Origin of the sequence: Streptomyces sp. NPDC004065 (assembly GCF_044903565.1) — a bacterium.
Classification (GTDB): Bacteria; Actinomycetota; Actinomycetes; order Streptomycetales; family Streptomycetaceae; genus Streptomyces.
In genome coordinates, this window is the sequence record NZ_JBJDQT010000012.1 from 150,854 (window position 1) to 169,733 (window position 18,880).

General features: G+C 73.3%; 18 protein-coding genes. 14 read left to right on the top strand and 4 right to left on the bottom strand.

Annotated elements, in window-relative coordinates; translation table 11 throughout:
* Positions 1-269 precede the first annotated feature (269 nt).
* Together ACI2LW_RS15700 and ACI2LW_RS15705 are read right to left on the bottom strand one after the other, a co-directional pair.
* Positions 270-1,589, bottom strand: a complete 1,320-nt coding sequence (locus ACI2LW_RS15700; protein WP_404731741.1) for a D-arabinono-1,4-lactone oxidase — start codon at positions 1,587-1,589, stop codon at positions 270-272.
* Entirely contained in the window at positions 1,549-2,787 is a 1,239-nt protein-coding gene (locus ACI2LW_RS15705; protein ID WP_404731742.1) for an MFS transporter, read from the bottom strand. The genes ACI2LW_RS15700 and ACI2LW_RS15705 overlap by 41 nt, the downstream gene beginning before the upstream one ends.
* Positions 2,788-2,975: 188 nt before the next feature.
* Between ACI2LW_RS15705 and ACI2LW_RS15710 the strand changes: the two genes are divergently transcribed.
* Together ACI2LW_RS15710 and ACI2LW_RS15715 are read left to right on the top strand one after the other, a co-directional pair.
* A complete protein-coding gene (locus tag ACI2LW_RS15710) occupies positions 2,976-4,103 on the top strand; it encodes a ferrochelatase (RefSeq protein WP_404731743.1) in 1,128 nt (375 codons plus the stop codon).
* 8 nt (positions 4,104-4,111) lie between these two features.
* A complete protein-coding gene (locus ACI2LW_RS15715; protein ID WP_404731744.1) occupies positions 4,112-4,927 on the top strand; it encodes an inositol monophosphatase family protein in 816 nt (271 codons plus the stop codon).
* Between the two features lie 310 nt (positions 4,928-5,237).
* Here ACI2LW_RS15715 and ACI2LW_RS15720 read toward each other — a convergent pair whose 3' ends face one another.
* Entirely contained in the window at positions 5,238-5,411 is a 174-nt protein-coding gene (locus tag ACI2LW_RS15720; protein ID WP_019981855.1) for a hypothetical protein, read from the bottom strand.
* 690 nt (positions 5,412-6,101) lie between these two features.
* On the opposite strand from ACI2LW_RS15720, the gene ACI2LW_RS15725 reads away from it, so the two are divergent.
* The 4 genes from ACI2LW_RS15725 to ACI2LW_RS15740 all read left to right on the top strand — a co-directional run bounded on the left by ACI2LW_RS15725 (position 6,102) and on the right by ACI2LW_RS15740 (position 9,679).
* Entirely contained in the window at positions 6,102-6,755 is a 654-nt protein-coding gene (locus ACI2LW_RS15725) for a response regulator transcription factor (protein ID WP_003997304.1), read from the top strand.
* Positions 6,756-6,761: 6 nt separating this feature from the next.
* Positions 6,762-8,003: a sensor histidine kinase gene (locus tag ACI2LW_RS15730; protein ID WP_404731745.1), complete on the top strand. Its 1,242-nt coding sequence runs from the start codon at positions 6,762-6,764 to the stop codon at positions 8,001-8,003.
* Positions 8,004-8,406: 403 nt separating this feature from the next.
* Complete coding sequence (locus ACI2LW_RS15735; protein ID WP_005481602.1) at positions 8,407-8,703, top strand: DUF4193 domain-containing protein; 297 nt, start codon at positions 8,407-8,409, stop codon at positions 8,701-8,703.
* 13 nt (positions 8,704-8,716) lie between these two features.
* Positions 8,717-9,679, top strand: coding sequence for a hypothetical protein (locus tag ACI2LW_RS15740; protein ID WP_404731746.1), 963 nt, complete (start codon positions 8,717-8,719; stop codon positions 9,677-9,679).
* Between the two features lie 40 nt (positions 9,680-9,719).
* Here ACI2LW_RS15740 and ACI2LW_RS15745 read toward each other — a convergent pair whose 3' ends face one another.
* Positions 9,720-10,199, bottom strand: a complete 480-nt coding sequence (locus ACI2LW_RS15745; protein WP_404731747.1) for a DUF3093 domain-containing protein — start codon at positions 10,197-10,199, stop codon at positions 9,720-9,722.
* A 57-nt stretch (positions 10,200-10,256) separates the two neighbouring features.
* Between ACI2LW_RS15745 and ACI2LW_RS15750 the strand changes: the two genes are divergently transcribed.
* From ACI2LW_RS15750 to ACI2LW_RS15785, 8 genes are all read left to right on the top strand, one after another.
* Complete coding sequence (locus tag ACI2LW_RS15750; protein ID WP_404731748.1) at positions 10,257-10,841, top strand: PaaI family thioesterase; 585 nt, start codon at positions 10,257-10,259, stop codon at positions 10,839-10,841.
* Entirely contained in the window at positions 10,838-11,398 is a 561-nt protein-coding gene (gene dut, locus ACI2LW_RS15755) for a dUTP diphosphatase (RefSeq protein WP_404731749.1), read from the top strand. Before ACI2LW_RS15750 ends, dut begins: the two co-directional genes overlap by 4 nt.
* Position 11,399: 1 nt before the next feature.
* The gene (locus ACI2LW_RS15760) at positions 11,400-12,161 is read left to right on the top strand and encodes a DUF3710 domain-containing protein (RefSeq protein WP_404731750.1); all 762 of its coding nucleotides are present in this window, start codon (positions 11,400-11,402) and stop codon (positions 12,159-12,161) included.
* 304 nt (positions 12,162-12,465) lie between these two features.
* Positions 12,466-13,158, top strand: a complete 693-nt coding sequence (locus tag ACI2LW_RS15765) for an ABC transporter ATP-binding protein (protein WP_404731751.1) — start codon at positions 12,466-12,468, stop codon at positions 13,156-13,158.
* A gap of 816 nt (positions 13,159-13,974) precedes the next feature.
* A complete protein-coding gene (locus ACI2LW_RS15770; RefSeq protein WP_404731752.1) occupies positions 13,975-16,578 on the top strand; it encodes an ATP-binding protein in 2,604 nt (867 codons plus the stop codon).
* Positions 16,575-17,264 (top strand): response regulator, encoded by a 690-nt coding sequence (locus tag ACI2LW_RS15775; RefSeq protein WP_404731753.1) that lies wholly within the window; start codon positions 16,575-16,577, stop codon positions 17,262-17,264. The genes ACI2LW_RS15770 and ACI2LW_RS15775 overlap by 4 nt, the downstream gene beginning before the upstream one ends.
* A gap of 150 nt (positions 17,265-17,414) precedes the next feature.
* Positions 17,415-17,813 (top strand): OB-fold nucleic acid binding domain-containing protein, encoded by a 399-nt coding sequence (locus ACI2LW_RS15780; protein WP_404731754.1) that lies wholly within the window; start codon positions 17,415-17,417, stop codon positions 17,811-17,813.
* Positions 17,814-17,816: 3 nt separating this feature from the next.
* Complete coding sequence (locus tag ACI2LW_RS15785) at positions 17,817-18,608, top strand: DUF3159 domain-containing protein (protein ID WP_404731755.1); 792 nt, start codon at positions 17,817-17,819, stop codon at positions 18,606-18,608.
* Positions 18,609-18,880: the final 272 nt, after the last annotated feature.

An 18,880-nucleotide genomic window follows, 5' to 3' on the forward strand; every position in this document is an offset into this window, starting at 1 on the left:
TATGGCACGGTTACCTGTTCACAACGCTAAGTGACCAACTCCGTCACCCTGTGCAACCAGCCCCCTCCCGGCGGTCCAGCAAGGTTCCGGACACCCTGGAGGGAGACCGGACCCAGGGCTCGCCACAGTACTCCATTCGGACCACGTGCGTGGATTGGCGCGCCGCCCAACTTCTGGCAAGGGGCGGCACTTGGCCACCCCTGACCCGTTTTTTCGATCTTGAACGTGGCGTACTTCACGCAAACGCCCCAAACGGAACCCCCCCGTTACTAGTCCCCCAGCACCCTGCGCAAGTAGTCGTTCTGGAACAGCCGTTCCGGGTCCAGCCGGTCACGCAGCGCGGTGAACTCGCCGAAACGGGGGTAGACGCCGGCGAAGTACGCGGCGTCGCGGGTGTGCACCTTGCCCCAGTGCGGCCGGCCCTCGTGCGCGGTGAAGATGCGCTCGGCGGCCGTGAAGTACCGCTGGTAGGGGGTGCCGCGGAACATGTGGACGGCGATGTACGCGCTGTCGCGGCCCGAGGCCGTGGAGAGCGTGATGTCGTCGGCCGGCGCGGTGCGCACCTCGACCGGGAAGCTCACCCTGAGTCCGGACCGGTCGACCATCGCCTTGAGTTCACGCAGCGTGCCGGCCAGCGCCTCGCGCGGGACGGCGTACTCCATCTCCACGAAGCGCACCCGGCGCGGCGAGGTGAAGACCTTGTAGGGAATGTCCGTGTACGTCCGCGCGGACAGGGCCCGGCTGGACACCCCGGCGATCGCCGGGATGGCGGCGGGCACCGCCCTGCCGACCCAGTTGGCCACCTGGAAGACGCCGTTGGAGAGGAACTCGTCCTCGAACCAGCCCGCCACCCGCCCCACCGGCCGCTCCGGACCGGCGCTGCGGTTGTTGCGCTTGGTGTTGGTGTTTTCGGTGTGCGGGAACCAGTAGAACTCGAAGTGCTCGTTCTCGGCCCAGAGCTGGTCGAAGTCGGCGAGCACCTTCTCCAGGGGCATCGGCTCCTCGCGGGCCGTGAGCAGGAAGACCGGCTCCACGGCGAAGGTGATCGCGGTGACGACGCCCAGGGCGCCCAGGCCGATCCGGGCGGCCGCGAAGACCTCCGGGTTCTCCTTCGCGGAGCAGGTCAGCACCGATCCGTCGGCGGTGACCAGTTCGAGCCCCCTGATCTGGGCGGCGATCGAGGCGGACTCGCGTCCGGTGCCGTGGGTGCCGGTGCTGGTCGCGCCGGAGACCGTCTGCTCCATGATGTCGCCCATGTTGGTGAGGGAGAGCCCCTCCCGCGCGAGCGCGACGTTCAGCCTCTTGAGCGGGGTGCCCGCCTCGACCGTGACGGTCATCGCCTCGCGGTCGATCGCGCGTATGCCGGTCAGCAGCTGAGGGCGTATCAGCACGCCGTCGGTCGCCGCTATCGAGGTGAAGGAGTGACCCGTGCCCACCGCCTTCACCCTCAGGCCGTCCTCGGCGGCCCGGCGCACCTCGGCCGCGAGCTCCTCCACCGAGGCGGGCACGACCTCCTTCGCCGGGCGGGCGCCGACGTTGCCGCCCCAGTTACGCCACGTGCCGTGCTTCGCGCTCGCTGTGCTGCTCAACGGAGCCTCCCCGACCCGTAGCCGGCCTGCCGAGCCGGCGGTACCCGAGGAAACCGACCGCGACCGCGACGGCCCCGGACACCGCCGGAACCCCGTACCCCGCCCGTGCGCCGGCCGCGTCGATCACCCAGCCGGCCACCGACGAACCGAGCGCCACCCCGACCGCGAGGCCGGTGCTCACCCAGGTCATGCCCTCGGTCAGATGCGCGCGTGGTACGTGCTCTTCGACGAGGGCCATCGTCGTGATCATCGTAGGAGCGACGGACAGGCCCGCGACGAACAGCGCCACGGCCAGAAACGGCAAGTTCCCGACCAGTAGGAGGGGGATCATACTCACGGCCATCGCGCATACGCCCAGCAGCCAGCGGCGGGCGGGCGCCCCGGCCGGGCGCAGCAGCCCGGCCAGCACCCCCGCGGTGCACGAACCGGTGGCGTACAGCGCCAGCACGACGCTGGCCGCGCCCTTGTGGCCCCGCTCGTCGGCGAACGCCACCGTCACCACGTCGACCGCCCCGAAGATCGCCCCGGTCGCCACGAAGGTGGCCACCAGCACCTGCAGCCCGCTCGAGCGCAGCGCCGAGCCGCCGCCGTGGTGCGCGCCCCGGTGCGGCTCCGGCTCGGTGGCCCGCTGCGCGGTCAGCCAGAAGACGCCCGCGGCCAGGAAGCAGGCGGCCAGCAGCGGTCCCGCCTCCGGGAACCAGGCCGTGGACAGCCCGATGGACACGATCGGCCCGAAGATGAAGCAGACCTCGTCCACCACCGACTCGAACGAGTAGGCGGTGTGCAATTGCGGGGTCCCCCGGTACAGCGCGGCCCAGCGCGCCCGGACCATCGCGCCCAGACTCGGCACCGAGCCGATCCCGGCGGCGCACACGAACAGCACCCAGTCCGGCCACCGGAAGTGCGCGGCCAGCAGCAGCGCCGCCGCCGCGGTCAGCGCCACCAGCGTCGCGGGCCGCAGCACCCGCCGCTGCCCGTGCCGGTCGACCAGCCGCGAGATCTGCGGCCCGAGCACGGCGGCGGCCAACGCGATGGTGGCCGACAGCGCGCCCGCGAGCCCGTAGCGCCCGGTGAGCTGGGAGATCATCGTGACCACGCCGATGCCCATCATCGACAGCGGCATCCGGCCGAGGAAGCCGGCGGCGGAGAAACCCTTCGACCCGGGAGCGGCGAACAGGGCACGGTACGGGCTGGGCACGGGGTCTCCGGGGATCCGGTAAGGCGTATAGGTGGCTGATACAGCTTACGGGCCCCCGGGGCCGTCACGTACCGCCGCGGCGGGGCGGAATCCCGGCGGGGCGAGATCCAGCGGGCCCCACCCCCGGCGGGTCGGAATCCAGCGGGTCGCAATCCCGGCCGTCAGTACCGGGTGGCAGGATCGAAGGCATGCCAGACGCGCTTGATGCCACCCCGTACGACGCCCTGCTCCTGCTCTCGTTCGGCGGCCCCGAAGGGCCGGACGACGTGGTCCCGTTCCTGGAGAACGTGACCCGCGGGCGCGGCATCCCCAAGGAACGCCTCAAGGAAGTCGGGCAGCACTACTTCCTGTTCGGCGGCGTCAGCCCGATCAACGAGCAGAACCGCGCCCTGCTGGACGCCCTGCGCAAGGACTTCGCCGGCCACGGCCTGGACCTGCCTGTGTACTGGGGCAACCGCAACTGGGCCCCCTACCTCACGGACACCCTGCGGGAGATGGCCGGCGCCGGCCACCGCCGCGTCCTGGTGCTGGCCACCAGCGCCTACGCCTCCTACTCGGGCTGCCGCCAGTACCGCGAGAACCTCGCGGACGCGCTGGCCGCCCTTCAGACCGAGGGCCTGCCGCTGCCGCGGATCGACAAGCTGCGGCACTACTTCAACCACCCGGGCTTCGTCGAGCCCATGACCGACGGCGTCCTGAGGTCCCTCGCCGACCTCCCCGAGGACGTCCGCGACGGCGCCCACATCGCCTTCACCACCCACTCCGTCCCGACCTCGGCCGCCGACACCTCCGGACCGGCCGAGGGACACGGCGACGGCGGCGCCTACGTCCGCCAGCACCTGGACGTGGCGAAGCTGATCGCGGAGGCGGTCCGCGAGCGCACCGGCGTCGACCACCCCTGGCAGCTCGTCTACCAGTCGCGCTCCGGCGCCCCCCACATCCCGTGGCTGGAGCCCGACATCTGCGACCACCTCGAGGAGCGCCACGCGGCGGGCGTCCCCGCCGTGGTCATGGCCCCCATCGGCTTCGTCTCCGACCACATGGAGGTCCTCTACGACCTCGACACCGAGGCGAAGGCCAAGGCCGAGGAGCTGGGCCTGCCGGTGCGCCGCTCGGCCACGGTGGGCGCCGACCCGCGGTTCGCCGCCGCCGTCCGCGAACTGATCCTGGAGCGGGCCGCCACCGAGCGCGGGGAGCGGCCCGCGCGCTGCGCCCTGGGCGCCCTCGGCCCGAGCCACGACGTCTGCCCCGCCGGCTGCTGCCCGGCCCGCGCCCCCCGGCCGGCCGCCGCGGGCGCCGACAGCCCCTACGCGTGAGGACCGCCGTGACCGACGCCCTGCACTCGGAACTCCTGCAACTCGCCCGTGAGGCCGCCACGCGCGCCGGGCGCCTGCTGCGCGACGGCCGCCCGGCCGATCTCGGGGTGGCCGCCACCAAGTCCAGCCCGGTCGACGTCGTCACCGAGATGGACCTCGCGGCCGAGAAGCTGATCACCGGCCTGATCGCCGACCGCCGCCCCGAGGACGGCTTCCTCGGCGAGGAGGGCGCCTCCAGCGAGGGCACCAGCGGCATCCGCTGGGTGATCGACCCCCTCGACGGCACGGTGAACTACCTGTACGGCCTGCCCACCTGGGCCGTGTCGATCGCCGCCGAGCAGGACGGCGAGACCGTCGTCGGGGTGGTGAGCGCCCCGATGCGCGGCGAGACCTTCCACGCGATCCGCGGCCGGGGCGCCTGGGCCACCGGCGTCTGGGCGGGCGAGCGCAAGCTGTCCTGCCGCGCCCCCGCGCCCCTGGACCGGGCGCTGATCGCCACCGGCTTCGCCTACGTCGCCGAGGTCCGTGCCCACCAGGCCGAGGTGGCCCACCGCCTGATCCCCCTGGTGCGCGACATCCGCCGCGGCGGCTCGGCGGCGATCGAGCTGTGCGACGTGGCCGCGGGCCGTCTGGACGGCTACTACGAGCGGGGCCTGAACCCCTGGGACTACGCCGCCGGTGACCTGATCGCCCGGGAGGCGGGCGCGCGGACCGGCGGCCTGCCGGGGCGGCGAGTGTCCAGCGACCTGACGATCGCGGCCACCGAGGCGGTCTTCGAGCCCCTCCAGCGTCTCCTGGAGGACCTCGGCGCCGCGGGGGGCTGAGCGGCCGACCCCGGCGGCGGGCCACCCCTCGGGGGACCTGCGGGCCCGGCGGGTGGGCCGCCCGTCGGGGGACCTGCGTCCCCGGTGCGGGCCGGCCACCTCGGCGGACGGCCGCCCGGCGCGGGACCGCCACCTCAGTGGATGTGCGGCCCCGCGGAGGGAAGCCCCCTCGGCGGACGCTCGGCCCCGCGCGGGAAAGTCACCTCAGCGGAGGAGCGGGCCCGGCGGGCGGGTCACCACAGCAGAAAGCGGGGCCCGGCGCTGGATTCGCCGGGCCCCGCTCCCGTACGGCTGTTCGCCTACGGGCTGATCAGACGCCGGACACGCCGACCTCCACACCGTGCTCGGCGGCGAGGCGGCGCAGATCGTCGAGTTCTGCGAGCTCCACCTCGACGAGGAAGTCGTCGCCCTCGTCACGAGCCCGCGTCAGGTCGGACTCGGTCGCCTTTATGCGCTGCAGAAGTCCTGCGGTGAATGCGTCCATGCTGCGCCCCCTCGTCCTGGGTCGTGGGTCGGTGGCACGGGGGTGTGCCGTCGGGAAGGGGCGATCACGTCTCCAGCGGGTGCCCGGCGTCACCGTGCCGGGGGCGGCGACGGTGCCGGACACCCACGCCCGCTCTGCGGCAGCGGATCGAGGTGTACCGCTTGGTGGTGCGGCACATGCAGAGCGTGATCGCGGGGTGTAAAGCGTCCTCCCCAGGCTGTCTCCCGCGGAAACCTCAACCGCGCGAAAATCTTCGGGATTCCCGGCCCCGGCCCGCGCGGCGCCTCGGTCCGGTCCACGCCGCGCCCTGGTCCGGTCCGTGCGGCGCCCCGGCCCCGGTCCGTGCGGCGCCCCGGCCCCGGTCCGTGCGGCGCCCTGGTCCGGTCCGTGCGGCGCCCCGGTCCGGGTCCGCGCGGCGCCCCGGCCCCGGTCCGTGCGGCGCCCCGGCCCCGGTCCGCGCGGCGCCCCGGCCCGGGTCCGCGCCGTACTCCGGCCCCGGGTTCCGCGCCGTACCCGGGGCCTCCTCGACCTTCCGTCCGCGCCCGCTTCCCCGTCCGCGGCCGGTCCTGCCCCGGCTTACAGCCGACTTATGGCCGAAAAGGGCAGGATGGAGGCAACACACCCATGAAGCCCCCGCCCGCGCGTGCCCGAGCGGCACCGCGCGGACGGAGATCAGGAAGGACAAGCGACGTGCGCGTACTCGTCGTCGAGGACGAGCAGCTGCTCGCCGATGCGGTGGCCACCGGACTGCGCCGGGAGGCCATGGCCGTCGACGTCGTGTACGACGGTGCGGCCGCCCTGGAGCGCATCGGCGTCAACGACTACGACGTGGTCGTCCTGGACCGCGACCTCCCGCTGGTGCACGGAGACGACGTCTGCCGCAAGATCGTCGAGCTGGGCATGCCCACGCGCGTGCTCATGCTCACCGCCTCCGGTGACGTCAGCGACCGCGTGGAGGGGCTGGAGATCGGCGCCGACGACTACCTGCCCAAGCCCTTCGCCTTCAGTGAGCTGACCGCGCGCGTACGCGCCCTCGGCCGGCGTACGAGCCTGCCCCTGCCGCCCGTCCTGGAGCGCGCCGGGATCAAGCTCGACCCCAACCGCCGCGAGGTCTTCCGGGACGGCAAGGAGGTCCAGCTGGCCCCGAAGGAGTTCGCGGTGCTGGAGGTCCTCATGCGCAGTGAGGGCGCCGTCGTCTCGGCGGAGCAGCTCCTGGAGAAGGCGTGGGACGAGAACACCGACCCGTTCACCAACGTGGTGCGCGTGACGGTGATGACCCTGCGCCGCAAGCTCGGCGAGCCGCCGGTGATCGTCACCGTGCCCGGCTCCGGCTACCGGATCTGATCCGCCGTGGCCGCCACCCCCGCGCCGCCCCAGACGCCCCAGACGCCCCCGAAGCCCACCTGGGACCCCCGAAGGCCGGAACCGCCCTTCCCGTGGCTGCGCCCGACCATCCGGATACGGCTCACCCTGCTGTACGGCGGCATGTTCCTGATCGCCGGCATCCTGCTGCTGTCGATCATCTACCTGCTGGCGGCGAACGCGCTGAACGTGGGCAGCGAACTGCCCTTCAAGATCATCTCCGGTCAGGTCACCAGCGACACCTGCAACTTCCCGACGCAGACGACCGCGACCGAGCTGAACCACGCGATGAACCAGTGCGTGAACCAGCAGCGCCAGCACGCCCTGGACGACCTGCTCAGCCGCTCGCTGCTGGCCCTGCTCGGCCTCGCCGTGATCGCCTTCGCGTTCGGCTACGCGATGGCGGGCCGGGTGCTCTCCCCGCTCGGCCGGATCACCCGTACCGCCCGCGCCGTGGCCGGCTCGGACCTGTCCCGCCGGATCGAGCTGGACGGCCCGGACGACGAGCTGAAGGAGCTCGCGGACACCTTCGACGAGATGCTGGACCGGCTCCAGCGGGCCTTCACCGCCCAGCAGCGCTTCGTCGGCAACGCCTCCCACGAGCTGCGCACCCCGCTCGCGATCAACCGCACCCTGCTGGAGGTGCACCTGTCGGATCCGCAGGCCCCGGTGGAGCTGCAGCAGCTGGGCAGGACCCTGCTGGCCACCAACGAGCGCAGCGAGCAGCTCGTCGAGGGCCTGCTGCTGCTCGCCCGCAGCGACAACCAGATCGTGGAGCGCAAGCCGGTGGACCTGGCCGAGGTCGCCTCCCAGGCCATCGACCAGGTGCGCACGGAGGCGGAGGCCAAGGACGTCAAGATCCGCGGGGAGCGCAAGCCCGCCGTGGTCCAGGGCAACGGCGTGCTGCTGGAGCGGATCGCGCTCAACCTGGTGCAGAACGCGGTGCGGTACAACGTGCCGCACGACGGCTGGGTGGAGGTCACCACGGACGTGCAGCACGGCCAGGCGGTGCTGGTCGTCACGAACACGGGACCGGTGGTCCCGGCGTACGAGATCGACAACCTCTTCGAGCCGTTCAGACGGCTGCGGACCGAGCGCACGGGCAGCGACAAGGGCGTGGGCCTGGGGCTCTCGATCGCCCGCTCCGTGGCCCGTGCGCACGGCGGGCACATCGCGGCCCAGCCGCGCGAGGGCGGCGGACTGGTGATGCGGGTCACCCTGCCGGTCTGAGATCATGTCGCCGGTGACGGCGAGAGAGCGCGGATGTTCGCTTTGCGCGGAATTAGCGGGGTGCCGTCCCGGGTCCCACGTGTGTGATCGATCACATGAGCGCTTTTCCGGCCATCCACTCTCCGTGATCATGAATGCTGTCGAAAAGCCGGGAAAATCCGGGTTTTCAGGGGTCCTGATCACGGGAAGTACACGGTGAGACCGCTTTGGAGTGCGAGCTTCGAACCGTGTACGGTCCCGATCGCCATCCAAGCCGATCACTCTTGAGGAGTCCGGTTGGGTGTCGATTGAGTAACAGACCTTGATGTGAGGCAAAATCTCCGCCTCGGGTCGGGCACAAGTCCGGCCTCTCACGCGTTACGTGCGCTGGAGATACCGCAGACACCCAGAGGGGGAGAGCGACATGGCAACCGACTACGACACCCCACGCAAGACCGATGACGACGTCGACTCGGACAGTCTCGAAGAGCTGAAGGCCCGGAGGAACGACAAGTCGACCTCCGCCGTCGACGTCGACGAGTTCGAAGCAGCCGAAGGGCTGGAACTGCCCGGAGCGGACCTCTCCAATGAGGAGCTGGCCGTCCGGGTGCTGCCCAAGCAGCAGGACGAGTTCACCTGCATGAGCTGCTTCCTGGTGCACCACCGCAGCCAGCTGGCCCGGGAGAAGAACGGTCAGCCGATCTGCCGCGACTGCGACTGAGGGAGGGTCGGCCGTGACCGGCTCGACCCCTCCTTGGAAGCGCCGCTTCCCGCGCAGGGGAGCGGACCCGGAGCCGTCCGGCGGCTCCTCCGGCGCACGTGACGACGAGCGAGGCCGGTCCCGCACATCCACATCCGGCACAGCCGGATCGACGGGACCGGCCTCGCTCGAACCGCTGTCCGGGCGTGGTGACCCCGCGGGACCGGCGGGCGACTCCACGCCCTCCGCCCGGCGCCGGCGGCTCGTGGCGATGCGCGGCAGGGCGGGCGAGGCGGCCCGGCACGGACTGGGCCGCGGCAGGGTGCGGGCCAGAGCGGGGCTGGCGTTCGTCACCGACCGCATCATCGACCTCGCCCCCCGCGTCCCCGTACGCGACCTGGCCACCCTGCGCCGGCAGTTCCCGGGCCTGGGGCCCGAGGAGCTCGCGGACAAGCTGGTGGCCGGCGCGGCCAACGCGACGTCGACGGTCGGAGCGGGGATCGGAGCGGCGGCGATGCTGCCGGTGCCGCCCGCCATGCCGACCGAACTGGCCGCGGAGATCACCGGCGTCGCGGCGATCGAGCTGAAGCTGATCGCCGAGCTCCACGAGGTGTACGGAGTACGCCCACCGGGCCGTCTGCGAGCCCGCAGCACCGCGTATCTGTCCTCCTGGTCGGGGGAGCGCGGAATCGACGTGACCAAGCCGGCCACCATCGACGCCGCCCTCGGCGGCCGGATGAAGCGGCAGCTGCGCCAGCAGGTCATGAAGCGCACGGTGCGCGACCTGCCGAATCTGCTCCCGTTCCTGATGGGCGCCGCGGTGGGCGCCGTCATGAACCGGCGCGACACCAAGAGACTCGCGGCCCGCATCCGCGCGGACCTGCGCAAGATCCAGGTCCCCTGGGAGGAGCTGCGCCGGCTCCCGCCGCTGGAGACTCCCGAGAACCCGCTGCCCATGGACGACGTCGCCGACATCAACCGGGAACCCGGACACTGACGCCCGGACCGCCCGACCCCTCCCCTGAAGGGGCGAGCGACTACGCCGCCGCCCCCGGTGTCGCGGCCTGGCGGGCCTCCCGCAGGGCCGTGGCCAGCCGCTCCGGCTCCCGGGTCGACAGATACAGGTACGGCGTCGGGTCCTCGGGGTCGGTGACCTCCACCCGCAGCGCCGTCGGAATGTAGGCGCGCAGCAGCAGGAAGGCGCGGGTGTCGGCCTTGTACGTGCGCCAGGCGCGCGCCTCCTCCGCGTCCAGGATCTCCGCCACACCCAGCGCCGTGACCGGGATCTTCGCCTCGCCCGCCACCAGGACGCCGTTCACGACCCGGATGCGTACCGAGCCGTACGAGCTGGCCACCACCGCCGCGGCCGCCGTGCCGCCGACCAGGCCGCCCAGCATCGGCAGGGTGCCGAACGGCAGCAGGACCAGGGCGAGGGCAACACCGATCAGGACGCTGATCAGCCACCAGGAGCGGGGCGCGGTGAGGCGTTCTTCGTACGGCTGGGCGGGAAGCTGCATACGGCTAGCTTGGCACGGTGTCCGCGATACCCGGACGCGCGGGTAAGGTCTGCGGCTGTGAGTGGTAGTTCCGCAGCTCTTCAGCCCCCCGCCGACGCCGTGAAGCCCGTACGGCATCCCGACGCCCCCGCGCCCGGCGAACTCCTCGGCGCGCACTACGACGAGTGTTTCGGGTGCGGTGGACGGCAGCCGCACGGGCTGCACCTCCAGGCCCGGGCCGGGGAGGGCGTCCGCATCACCGCCGAGTTCACCGTGCAGCCGGCCCACCAGGGGGCGCCCGGCCTCGCGCACGGCGGGGTCCTGGCCACCGCCCTGGACGAGACGCTCGGCTCGCTGAACTGGCTGCTGCGGACGATCGCCGTCACCGGGCGGCTGGAGACGGACTTCGTGCGGCCGGTGCCGGTCGGCACCACGCTGTACCTGGAGGCCGAGGTCACGGCCGTGGCCGGACGGAAGATCTACTCGACGGCCACCGGCCGCGTCGGCGGCCCCGACGGGCCGGTCGCCGTCCGCGCGGACGCCCTGTTCATCGAGGTGAAGGTCGACCACTTCGTGCAGCACGGCCGCGAGGAGGAGATCCAGGCCGCCATGAGCGACCCGGACCAGATCCGGCGGGCCCGCGCCTTCGAGGTGAATCCGTGAGCCGCGCGAGCGGCGGTCCGCTGGAGGTGCTGGTCCGGCGTGTCGACCCGGAGGTACCGCTTCCGGCGTATGCGCACCCCGGCGACGCGGGCGCCGATCTGCGCACCACCGTGGCCTGCGAACTGGCGCCCGGCGAACGGGCCATCCTGCCCACGGGCGTGTCCGTGGCCCTCCCCGAGGGGTACGCGGCCTTCGTGCATCCCCGGTCCGGGCTCGCCGCCCGCTGCGGTGTCGCCCTCGTCAATGCCCCGGGGACGGTTGATGCCGGGTACCGTGGGGAGATCAAGGTGATCGTGGTGAATCTCGACCCGCGCGAGTCCGTGCGGTTCGAGCGCTTCGACCGGATTGCCCAACTGGTCGTCCAGCAGGTCGAGAGGGTCCGCTTCCAGGAGGTGGCGGAACTTCCCGGCTCGGCACGGGCCGAGGGGGGCTTCGGGTCCACCGGTGGCCACGCCGCGGTGGACGGCGTGAGCGGCACAGACGGTCGGGCCGCCATGCGCGGCCAGACGGGTGGGAATCGATACGCTTCGGTCGTATCCGACCGGGAAGGACAGTGACGTGTTCGGACGTCGCAAGAAGAAGGGTGCCGCCGAGGACGCGGCCGGCGAGGCCGAGCAGGTCGTCGACAGCGTCGACACCGAGGCGGACGAAGAGGTCGAGCGCGAGCGCGTGAGGCTGGAGCCCGAACCGCGGCCCGACGGGCCCTGGGACAGCTCCGAGGTGCGCGACCCCGGTGAGGGCCGCGTGGACCTGGGCGGTCTGTTCGTGCCGGGAGTCGACGGCATGGAACTGCGGGTGGAGGTCGCGGGCGACGCGATCGTCGCGGCGACGGTCGTCCTGGGCGACAGCGCCGTCCAGTTGCAGGCCTTCGCCGCGCCCAAGCGCGAGGGCATCTGGGGCGAGGTGCGCGAGGAGATCGCCACCGGCATCACCCAGCAGGGCGGCATCGTCGACGAGGTCGAGGGTCCGCTGGGCTGGGAGCTGCGCGCCCAGGTGCCGGTGCAGCTGCCGGACGGCACGGGCGGCTTCCAGGTCGTGCGCTTCGTGGGCGTGGACGGCCCCCGCTGGTTCCTGCGCGGGGTCATCTCCGGCCAGGGCGCGGTGCAGCCGCAGGCGGCCGGGCTGCTGGAGCAGATCTTCCGGGACACCGTGGTGGTCCGCGGCGACGGCCCGATGGCGCCCCGTGACCCGATCGTCCTGAAGCTGCCCAACGACGCGCAGATGGTGCCCGAGGGCGTCCAGCAGGACGACGGCCAGTCCCGTTTCGCCGGCGGCATGGGCCAGCTCCAGCGTGGCCCGGAGATCACCGAGGTCCGCTGACGGTTCGCCGCGAGGGCCGCACCCCCGCCGGGGCGCGGCCCTTCGCCGTACCCGGGGAGCCGTCCGGAGTCCCGTCCGCCGGAGTCCCGTCCGCCCGGGGACCTTCCGGAGTCCCGTCCGCCGGGGGACCTTCCGGAGTGCCGCCCGCCGGGGGACCTTCCGGAGTGGCGTCCGCCAGGGGGACGTACCGAAGTCCCGTCCGCGGGGGACCGCCCGGCGTCCCGCCGGCCGGGGGGCCGATTGCGGAGCCGGGTGCGGGTGGCGATACTGACGCCGGTCCACGGGGGAGCGAAGGGGAGAGCGGATGAGCCGGGTCGTCACCGACACCATGGTCCGAGTGGAGAACGTCCACAAGGCCTACGGGCACGGAGCCGCCGCCGTGCACGCCCTGCGCGGTGTCTCCTTCGAGGTGCCGCGCGGCGAGCTCGTCGCCCTCAAGGGCCGCTCGGGCTCCGGCAAGACCACCCTGCTCAACATCGTCGGCGGCCTCGACGAACCGGACCAGGGACGGGTCTGCGTCGACGGCTCGGACCTCGCCGGACTCGGCGAGGAGGGCCTGCTCGCGCTGCGGCGTGACCGCGTCGGATTCGTCTTCCAGTCCTTCGGCCTGATCCCCATCCTCACGGCCGCGGAGAACGTCGGGGTGCCGCTGCGGCTGCGCCGCGCCGACCCGCGGGAGCGGGAGGAGCGCGTGGAGCTGCTGCTGTCCCTCGTCGGCCTCGCGGGCCACGCCGGGCAGCGGCCCGGCGAGCTCTCCGGCGGCCAGCAGCAGCGCGTGGCCATTGCCCGCGCCCTGGCCAACGAGCCGGCGCTGCTCATCGCCGACGAGCCGACCGGCCAGCTCGACGCGGAGACCGGCCACGCGGTGATGGAGCTGCTGCGCGCCGTGGTCCGCAGCGAGCAGGTGACCGCGCTGGTCGCCACCCACGACGCGACTCTCCTGGACCTCGCCGACCGCGTCCTGGAACTGCGCGACGGCGAGATCGTCGAACACTGAGCCGGGGGCGCCCCGGCGCCCCGCCCGGCACCACCCTCGCCGGGGCACGCACCGCCCTCGCCGGGGCGCCGTCCGCGCCGGGGCGCCGTCCGCGCCGGGGCGCCGTCCGCGCCGGGGCGCCGCCCCGGCCTGCGCGCGGCCTTCGTCGGCCCGTCCCTGCGGGGGCGTCGCGTGCGTGCCGGCGTGTGGTCCTAGTGGTCCGTCGTCCCTGCGGGGGTGCCGTGCCTGCCGGCCCGTCACCCCCGTCGGCCCGTCACCCCCGTCGGCCCGTCACCCCCGTCGGCCCGTTGCCCCCGTCGGCCCGTTGCCCCCGTCGGCCCGTTGCCCCGCCGGGCGACGGCCGGACCGCCGGCGACCGAGGGGACGGACGCCGGTCGCCCGCGGACCGCCGTAGGCGCGCCCGGTGCGGGCGGCCCGCGGGCGCGCCGTCCGATACGGCCGTCGCTGCCGTCCGCATGCTGACCCCGCTCGCCGCTCGCCGCTCGCCGCTCGCCGCTCGCCGCTCGCCGCTCGCCGCTCGGCGGCCGCGGACCGCCGGTCGCGATTGTCTGCGGGCGTACGCCGGCATGGGGGTGGGGCGTCGGGCCGCCGAACCGGGGCCGTGGGGCGGGCCGACCCACGCGGGCCGCCGAGCGCTTGGCGTCGCGCGTTCGCGCGGAGACGGCAGGGGTGCCCCGGCACCCTGTGGGTGGGCGTCCGAGTTGCGTCAAAGACGTGGGTCCGCGCTGGGCCGGCCCGGTTCGTCCGGATTGTTGGCCGTAGGGTCGTCGCAGCGTGCGCAGGGACGGTGCGCGGACACGGGAAGACAATGGGGCCATGGGACGAGGCAAGCTGCGGATCTACCTCGGCGCCGCGCCGGGCGTCGGCAAGACCTACGCGATGCTGTCCGAGGCGCACCGCCGGGTGGAGCGCGGCACCGACTGCGTGGTCGCCTTCGTCGAGCACCACGACCGCCCGCGCACCGAGGTGATGCTGCACGGCCTGGAGCAGATCCGGCGCCGGGAACTGGAGCACCGCCGGACCACCTTCACCGAGATGGACGTCGACGCGGTGCTGCGCCGCGCCCCCGCCGTCGCCCTGGTCGACGAGCTCGCCCACACCAACGTCCCCGGCTCCCGCAACGCCAAGCGCTGGCAGGACGTCGAGGAACTGCTGGCCGCCGGCATCGACGTGGTCTCCACCGTCAACATCCAGCACCTGGAGTCCCTCGGGGACGTGGTCGAGTCGATCACGGGCGTACGGCAGCGGGAGACCGTGCCGGACGAGGTGGTGCGGCGCGCGGACCAGATAGAGCTGGTCGACATGTCGCCGGAAGCGCTGCGCCGCCGGATGGCCCACGGCAACATCTACAAGCCGGACAAGGTCGACGCCGCGCTCTCCAACTACTTCCGCCCCGGCAACCTCACCGCCCTGCGGGAGCTCGCCCTGCTGTGGGTGGCCGACCGGGTGGACGAGTACCTCCAGAAGTACCGCAGCGAGCACCGCGTCTCGGCGATCTGGGGCTCGCGCGAGCGGATCGTGGTCGGCCTGACCGGCGGCCCCGAGGGGCGCACCCTGATCCGGCGCGCCGCCCGGCTCGCGGAGAAGGGCGCCGGCGGCGAGGTGATGGCCGTCTACATCGCCCGCAGCGACGGACTGACCGGCGCCTCCCCGAAGGAACTGGCCGTCCAGCGCACCCTGGTGGAGGACCTGGGCGGCACCTTCCACCACGTCGTGGGCGACGACGTACCGGCCGCGCTGCTCGACTTCGCGCGCGGCGTCAACGCCACCCAGATCGTCCTCGGCTCCTCGCGCCGCAAGTCCTGGCAGTACGTCTTCGGACCGGGCGTGGGCGCCACCGTGGCCCGGGAGTCGGGGCCCGACCTGGACGTGCACATCGTCACGCACGGGCAGGTCGCCAAGGGCCGCGGGCTGCCCGTGGCCAGGGGCGCACGGCTCGGACGGGCGCGCATCGTCTGGGGCTGGGCGGTCGCGGTCGCGGGACCGGTGGTCCTCGCCCTGCTGCTCAACGGCGTGCACCTGGGCCTGGCCAACGACATGCTGCTGTTCCTCGGCCTGACCGTGGCGGCGGCCCTGCTGGGCGGGCTGCTGCCGGCGCTGGCCTCGGCGGCCGTCGGGTCGTTCCTGCTGAACTACTACTACACACCGCCGCTGCACCGGCTCACCATCGCCGACCCGAAGAACATCGTCGCCATCGTGATCTTCGTCGGGGTGGCCGTGTCGGTGGCCTCGGTGGTGGACCTGGCGGCCGGGCGCACCCACCAGGCGGCCCGGCTGCGCGCCGAGGCCGAGATACTGTCCTTCCTCGCGGGCAGCGTCCTGCGCGGCGAGACCAGCCTGGAGGCCCTGCTGGACCGGGTGCGCGAGACCTTCGGCATGGAGTCGGTGGCGCTGCTCGAACGGCACAGCGACGTCGACCCGTGGACGTGCGCCGGCCGGGTGGGCACCGGCGGGCCCCCGCGGCGCCCCGAGGACGCCGACGTGGACATGCCCGTAGGGGACCACATGGCGCTGGCGCTGACCGGCCGGGTGCTGCCCGCCTCCGACCGCCGCGTGCTCGCCGCGTTCGCCGCCCAGGCGGCCGTCGTCCTGGACCGCCGGCGCCTGCGGGAGGAGGCCGAGCGGGCCCGCGCCCTCGCCGAGGGCAACCGCATCCGCACCGCGCTGCTCGCCGCGGTCAGCCACGATCTGCGCACCCCGCTCGCCGGGATCAAGGCGGCCGTCTCCTCGCTGCGGTCCGAGGACGTCGAGTGGTCCGAGGAGGACCGGGCCGAGCTGCTCCAGGGCATCGAGGAGGGCGCCGACCGGCTCGACCACCTCGTGGGCAACCTGCTCGACATGTCCCGCCTGCAGACCGGCACCGTCACCGCGCTGATCCGTGAGACGGACCTGGACGAGGTGGCCCCGATGGCGCTGGGCGGGGTGCCCGAGGACAGCGTGGTCCTGGACATCCCGGAGACCCTGCCGATGGCCGAGGTGGACGCGGGGCTGCTGGAGCGCGCGATGGCCAACATCGTGGAGAACGCGGTCAAGTACAGCCCGCCCGGCGAGCCGGTCCTGGTCTCCGCCAGCGCCATGGCCGGCCGGGTCGAGGTGCGCGTCGTCGACCGCGGACCGGGCGTCCCGGACGAGGCGAAGGAACGGATATTTGAACCCTTCCAGCGGCACGGCGACGCGCCCCGCGGGGCGGGCGTCGGCCTCGGTCTCGCGGTGGCGCGCGGCTTCGCCGAGGCCATGGGCGGCACACTCGACGCCGAGGACACCCCCGGCGGCGGACTGACCATGGTCCTCACCCTCCGGGCCGCGGGAGCGGGCTCGCAGGAGTCGCCGACAGGTTCGCAGCCGTCCCCGGCAGGCTCGCGGCCGTCGCTTCCCGAGTGGGCGCGGCGCCCCGTACACCCCGAAAGGCAGGCCTCATGACCCGGGTGCTGGTGGTCGACGACGAGCCGCAGATCGTGCGCGCCCTCGTCATCAACCTCAGGGCACGCAAGTACGACGTCGACGCCGCGGGCGACGGCCGGACCGCGCTGGACCTGGCCGCCTCGCGCCACCCCGACGTGGTCGTCCTCGACCTGGGCCTGCCCGACATGGACGGCGTCGAGGTGATCAGGGGACTGCGTGGCTGGACCCGGGTGCCGATCCTGGTGCTGTCCGCCCGGCACTCCTCCGACGAGAAGGTGCAGGCGCTGGACGCCGGCGCCGACGACTACGTCACCAAGCCGTTCGGGATGGACGAGCTGCTGGCCCGGCTGCGCGCCGCGGTGCGCCGTGCCGAACCGGTCGGGGCGGCCGGCGAGGACGACGTGACCTCGGTGGAGACCGAGGAGTTCACCGTCGACCTGGCCGCCAAGAAGGTCAACCGGAACGGCCGCGACGTACGGCTGACCCCGACCGAGTGGCACCTGCTGGAGGTCCTGGTGCGCAACACCGGCCGGCTGGTCAGCCAGAAGCAGCTGCTCCAGGAGGTGTGGGGACCGTCGTACGGGACCGAGACGAACTACCTGCGGGTCTACATGGCCCAGCTGCGCAGGAAGCTGGAGGCCGACCCCTCGCACCCCAAGCACTTCGTCACCGAGCCCGGGATGGGCTACCGCTTCGAGCGGTGAGCGCGCGGGGCCGGACCGTGCGGGGCCGGACCGCGAGGGCGGAGCGTGCGGTGGTGGAGCGTGCGGTGGTGGAGCGTGCGGTGGTGGAGCGTGGGTGGCCGGAGTGCACGCGATTGCGGCGCCGTCGGCGCACCCCGGTACGCTTCAGACATGAGCGCTGTTCCTCCGTCCCGAAAGCCGGTGAGCCGGTTCCGGCGCATGCTCGACCGGCTTTCCTCCTCCCAGGAGGACCTGGAGTCCGAGGAGCTGCGGGAGGACACCGAGACCACGGGATGCACCCGGATCGGTGACTGCCACGACCGCCAGGTCGTCACGGTTACTGGTACCTTGCGCACGGTCACGCTGCGTCCGCGGGCCGGTGTCCCGGCGCTGGAGGCCGAGCTGTTCGACGGCACCGCCGCGCTGGACGTGGTCTGGCTCGGCCGGCGTTCCATCGTGGGCATAGAACCCGGGCGCAAGCTGATCGCATCGGGCCGGATCTCGATGAGCCGGGGCCGCCGGGTGCTGTTCAACCCCAAGTACGAACTGCGACCCCTCGGACGGGAGTAGCCCGTGACCTCACTCGACAAGCCGACCCAGGAGACAGCGGCCGAAGGCGACGCACGCGCGGTGACGGAGGCAGCGCTGTTCGAGGCGTTCGGCGGGGTCCGGGGCATGGTCGAGACGGTGCTGCCCGGTCTGCTCTTCGTCACCATCTTCACGATCAACAAGAACCTGCACTGGTCGGCGATCGCCGCCCTGGCCGTGTCGCTGGTGCTGGTCGTGGTCCGGCTGGCGATGCGGGACACCGTCAAGCACGCCTTCAGCGGTGTCTTCGGCGTCGCCTTCGGCGTGGTCTTCGCGATGATCACCGGCAACGCCAAGGACTTCTACCTGCCCGGCATGCTCTACACGCTGGGCATGGCGCTGGCGTACATCGTGACGACCCTGGCCGGTGTGCCGCTGATCGGACTGATCCTCGGCCCGGTCTTCAAGGAGAACCTCTCCTGGCGCACCCGCAACCCCGGCCGCAAGAAGGCGTACGCCAAGGCCAGCTGGGCCTGGGGTCTGATCCTGCTCGCCAAGTGCGCGGTCCTCTTCCCGCTGTACTGGTGGGCCGACACCACCCAGCTCGGCTGGGTCCTGGTCGCCCTCAAGATCCCGCCCTTCCTGCTCGCCGTCTATCTGACCTGGCTGTTCCTGGCGAAGGCGCCCGCGCCCATCGACGTGTTCGCGGAGATGGAGGCGGAGGAGAAGGCCGAGGAGGAGCGCAAGGCGGCCCTGGCCGCCGAGGTCGCCGAGCGCGGCGAGACCCCGAACGCCCCCGGCACGCCGAGCGCCGGCCGCCACCGCCGACAGGCGTAGCCCCGCCGCCCCGGCCCCCGGGGCGGCAGTCGTGGCGCCGCCTCGGGCCCCGGGCCGGCAGCGGTAGCGCCGCCCCGGACTCCGGGCCGGCAGCCGTAGCACCGCCTCGGCCTCCGGGTCGGCAGACGTGGGCCCGCCGCCCCGGATCCCGCACCGGGAGCCATAGCGCTGCCTCGGCCCGCGGGTCGGCAGACGTGGGCCCGCCGCCCGGGATCCCGGGCCGGCAGCCGTAGCACCGCCCCGGACCCCGGTCCCCCCGGCCCTTCCGTCCG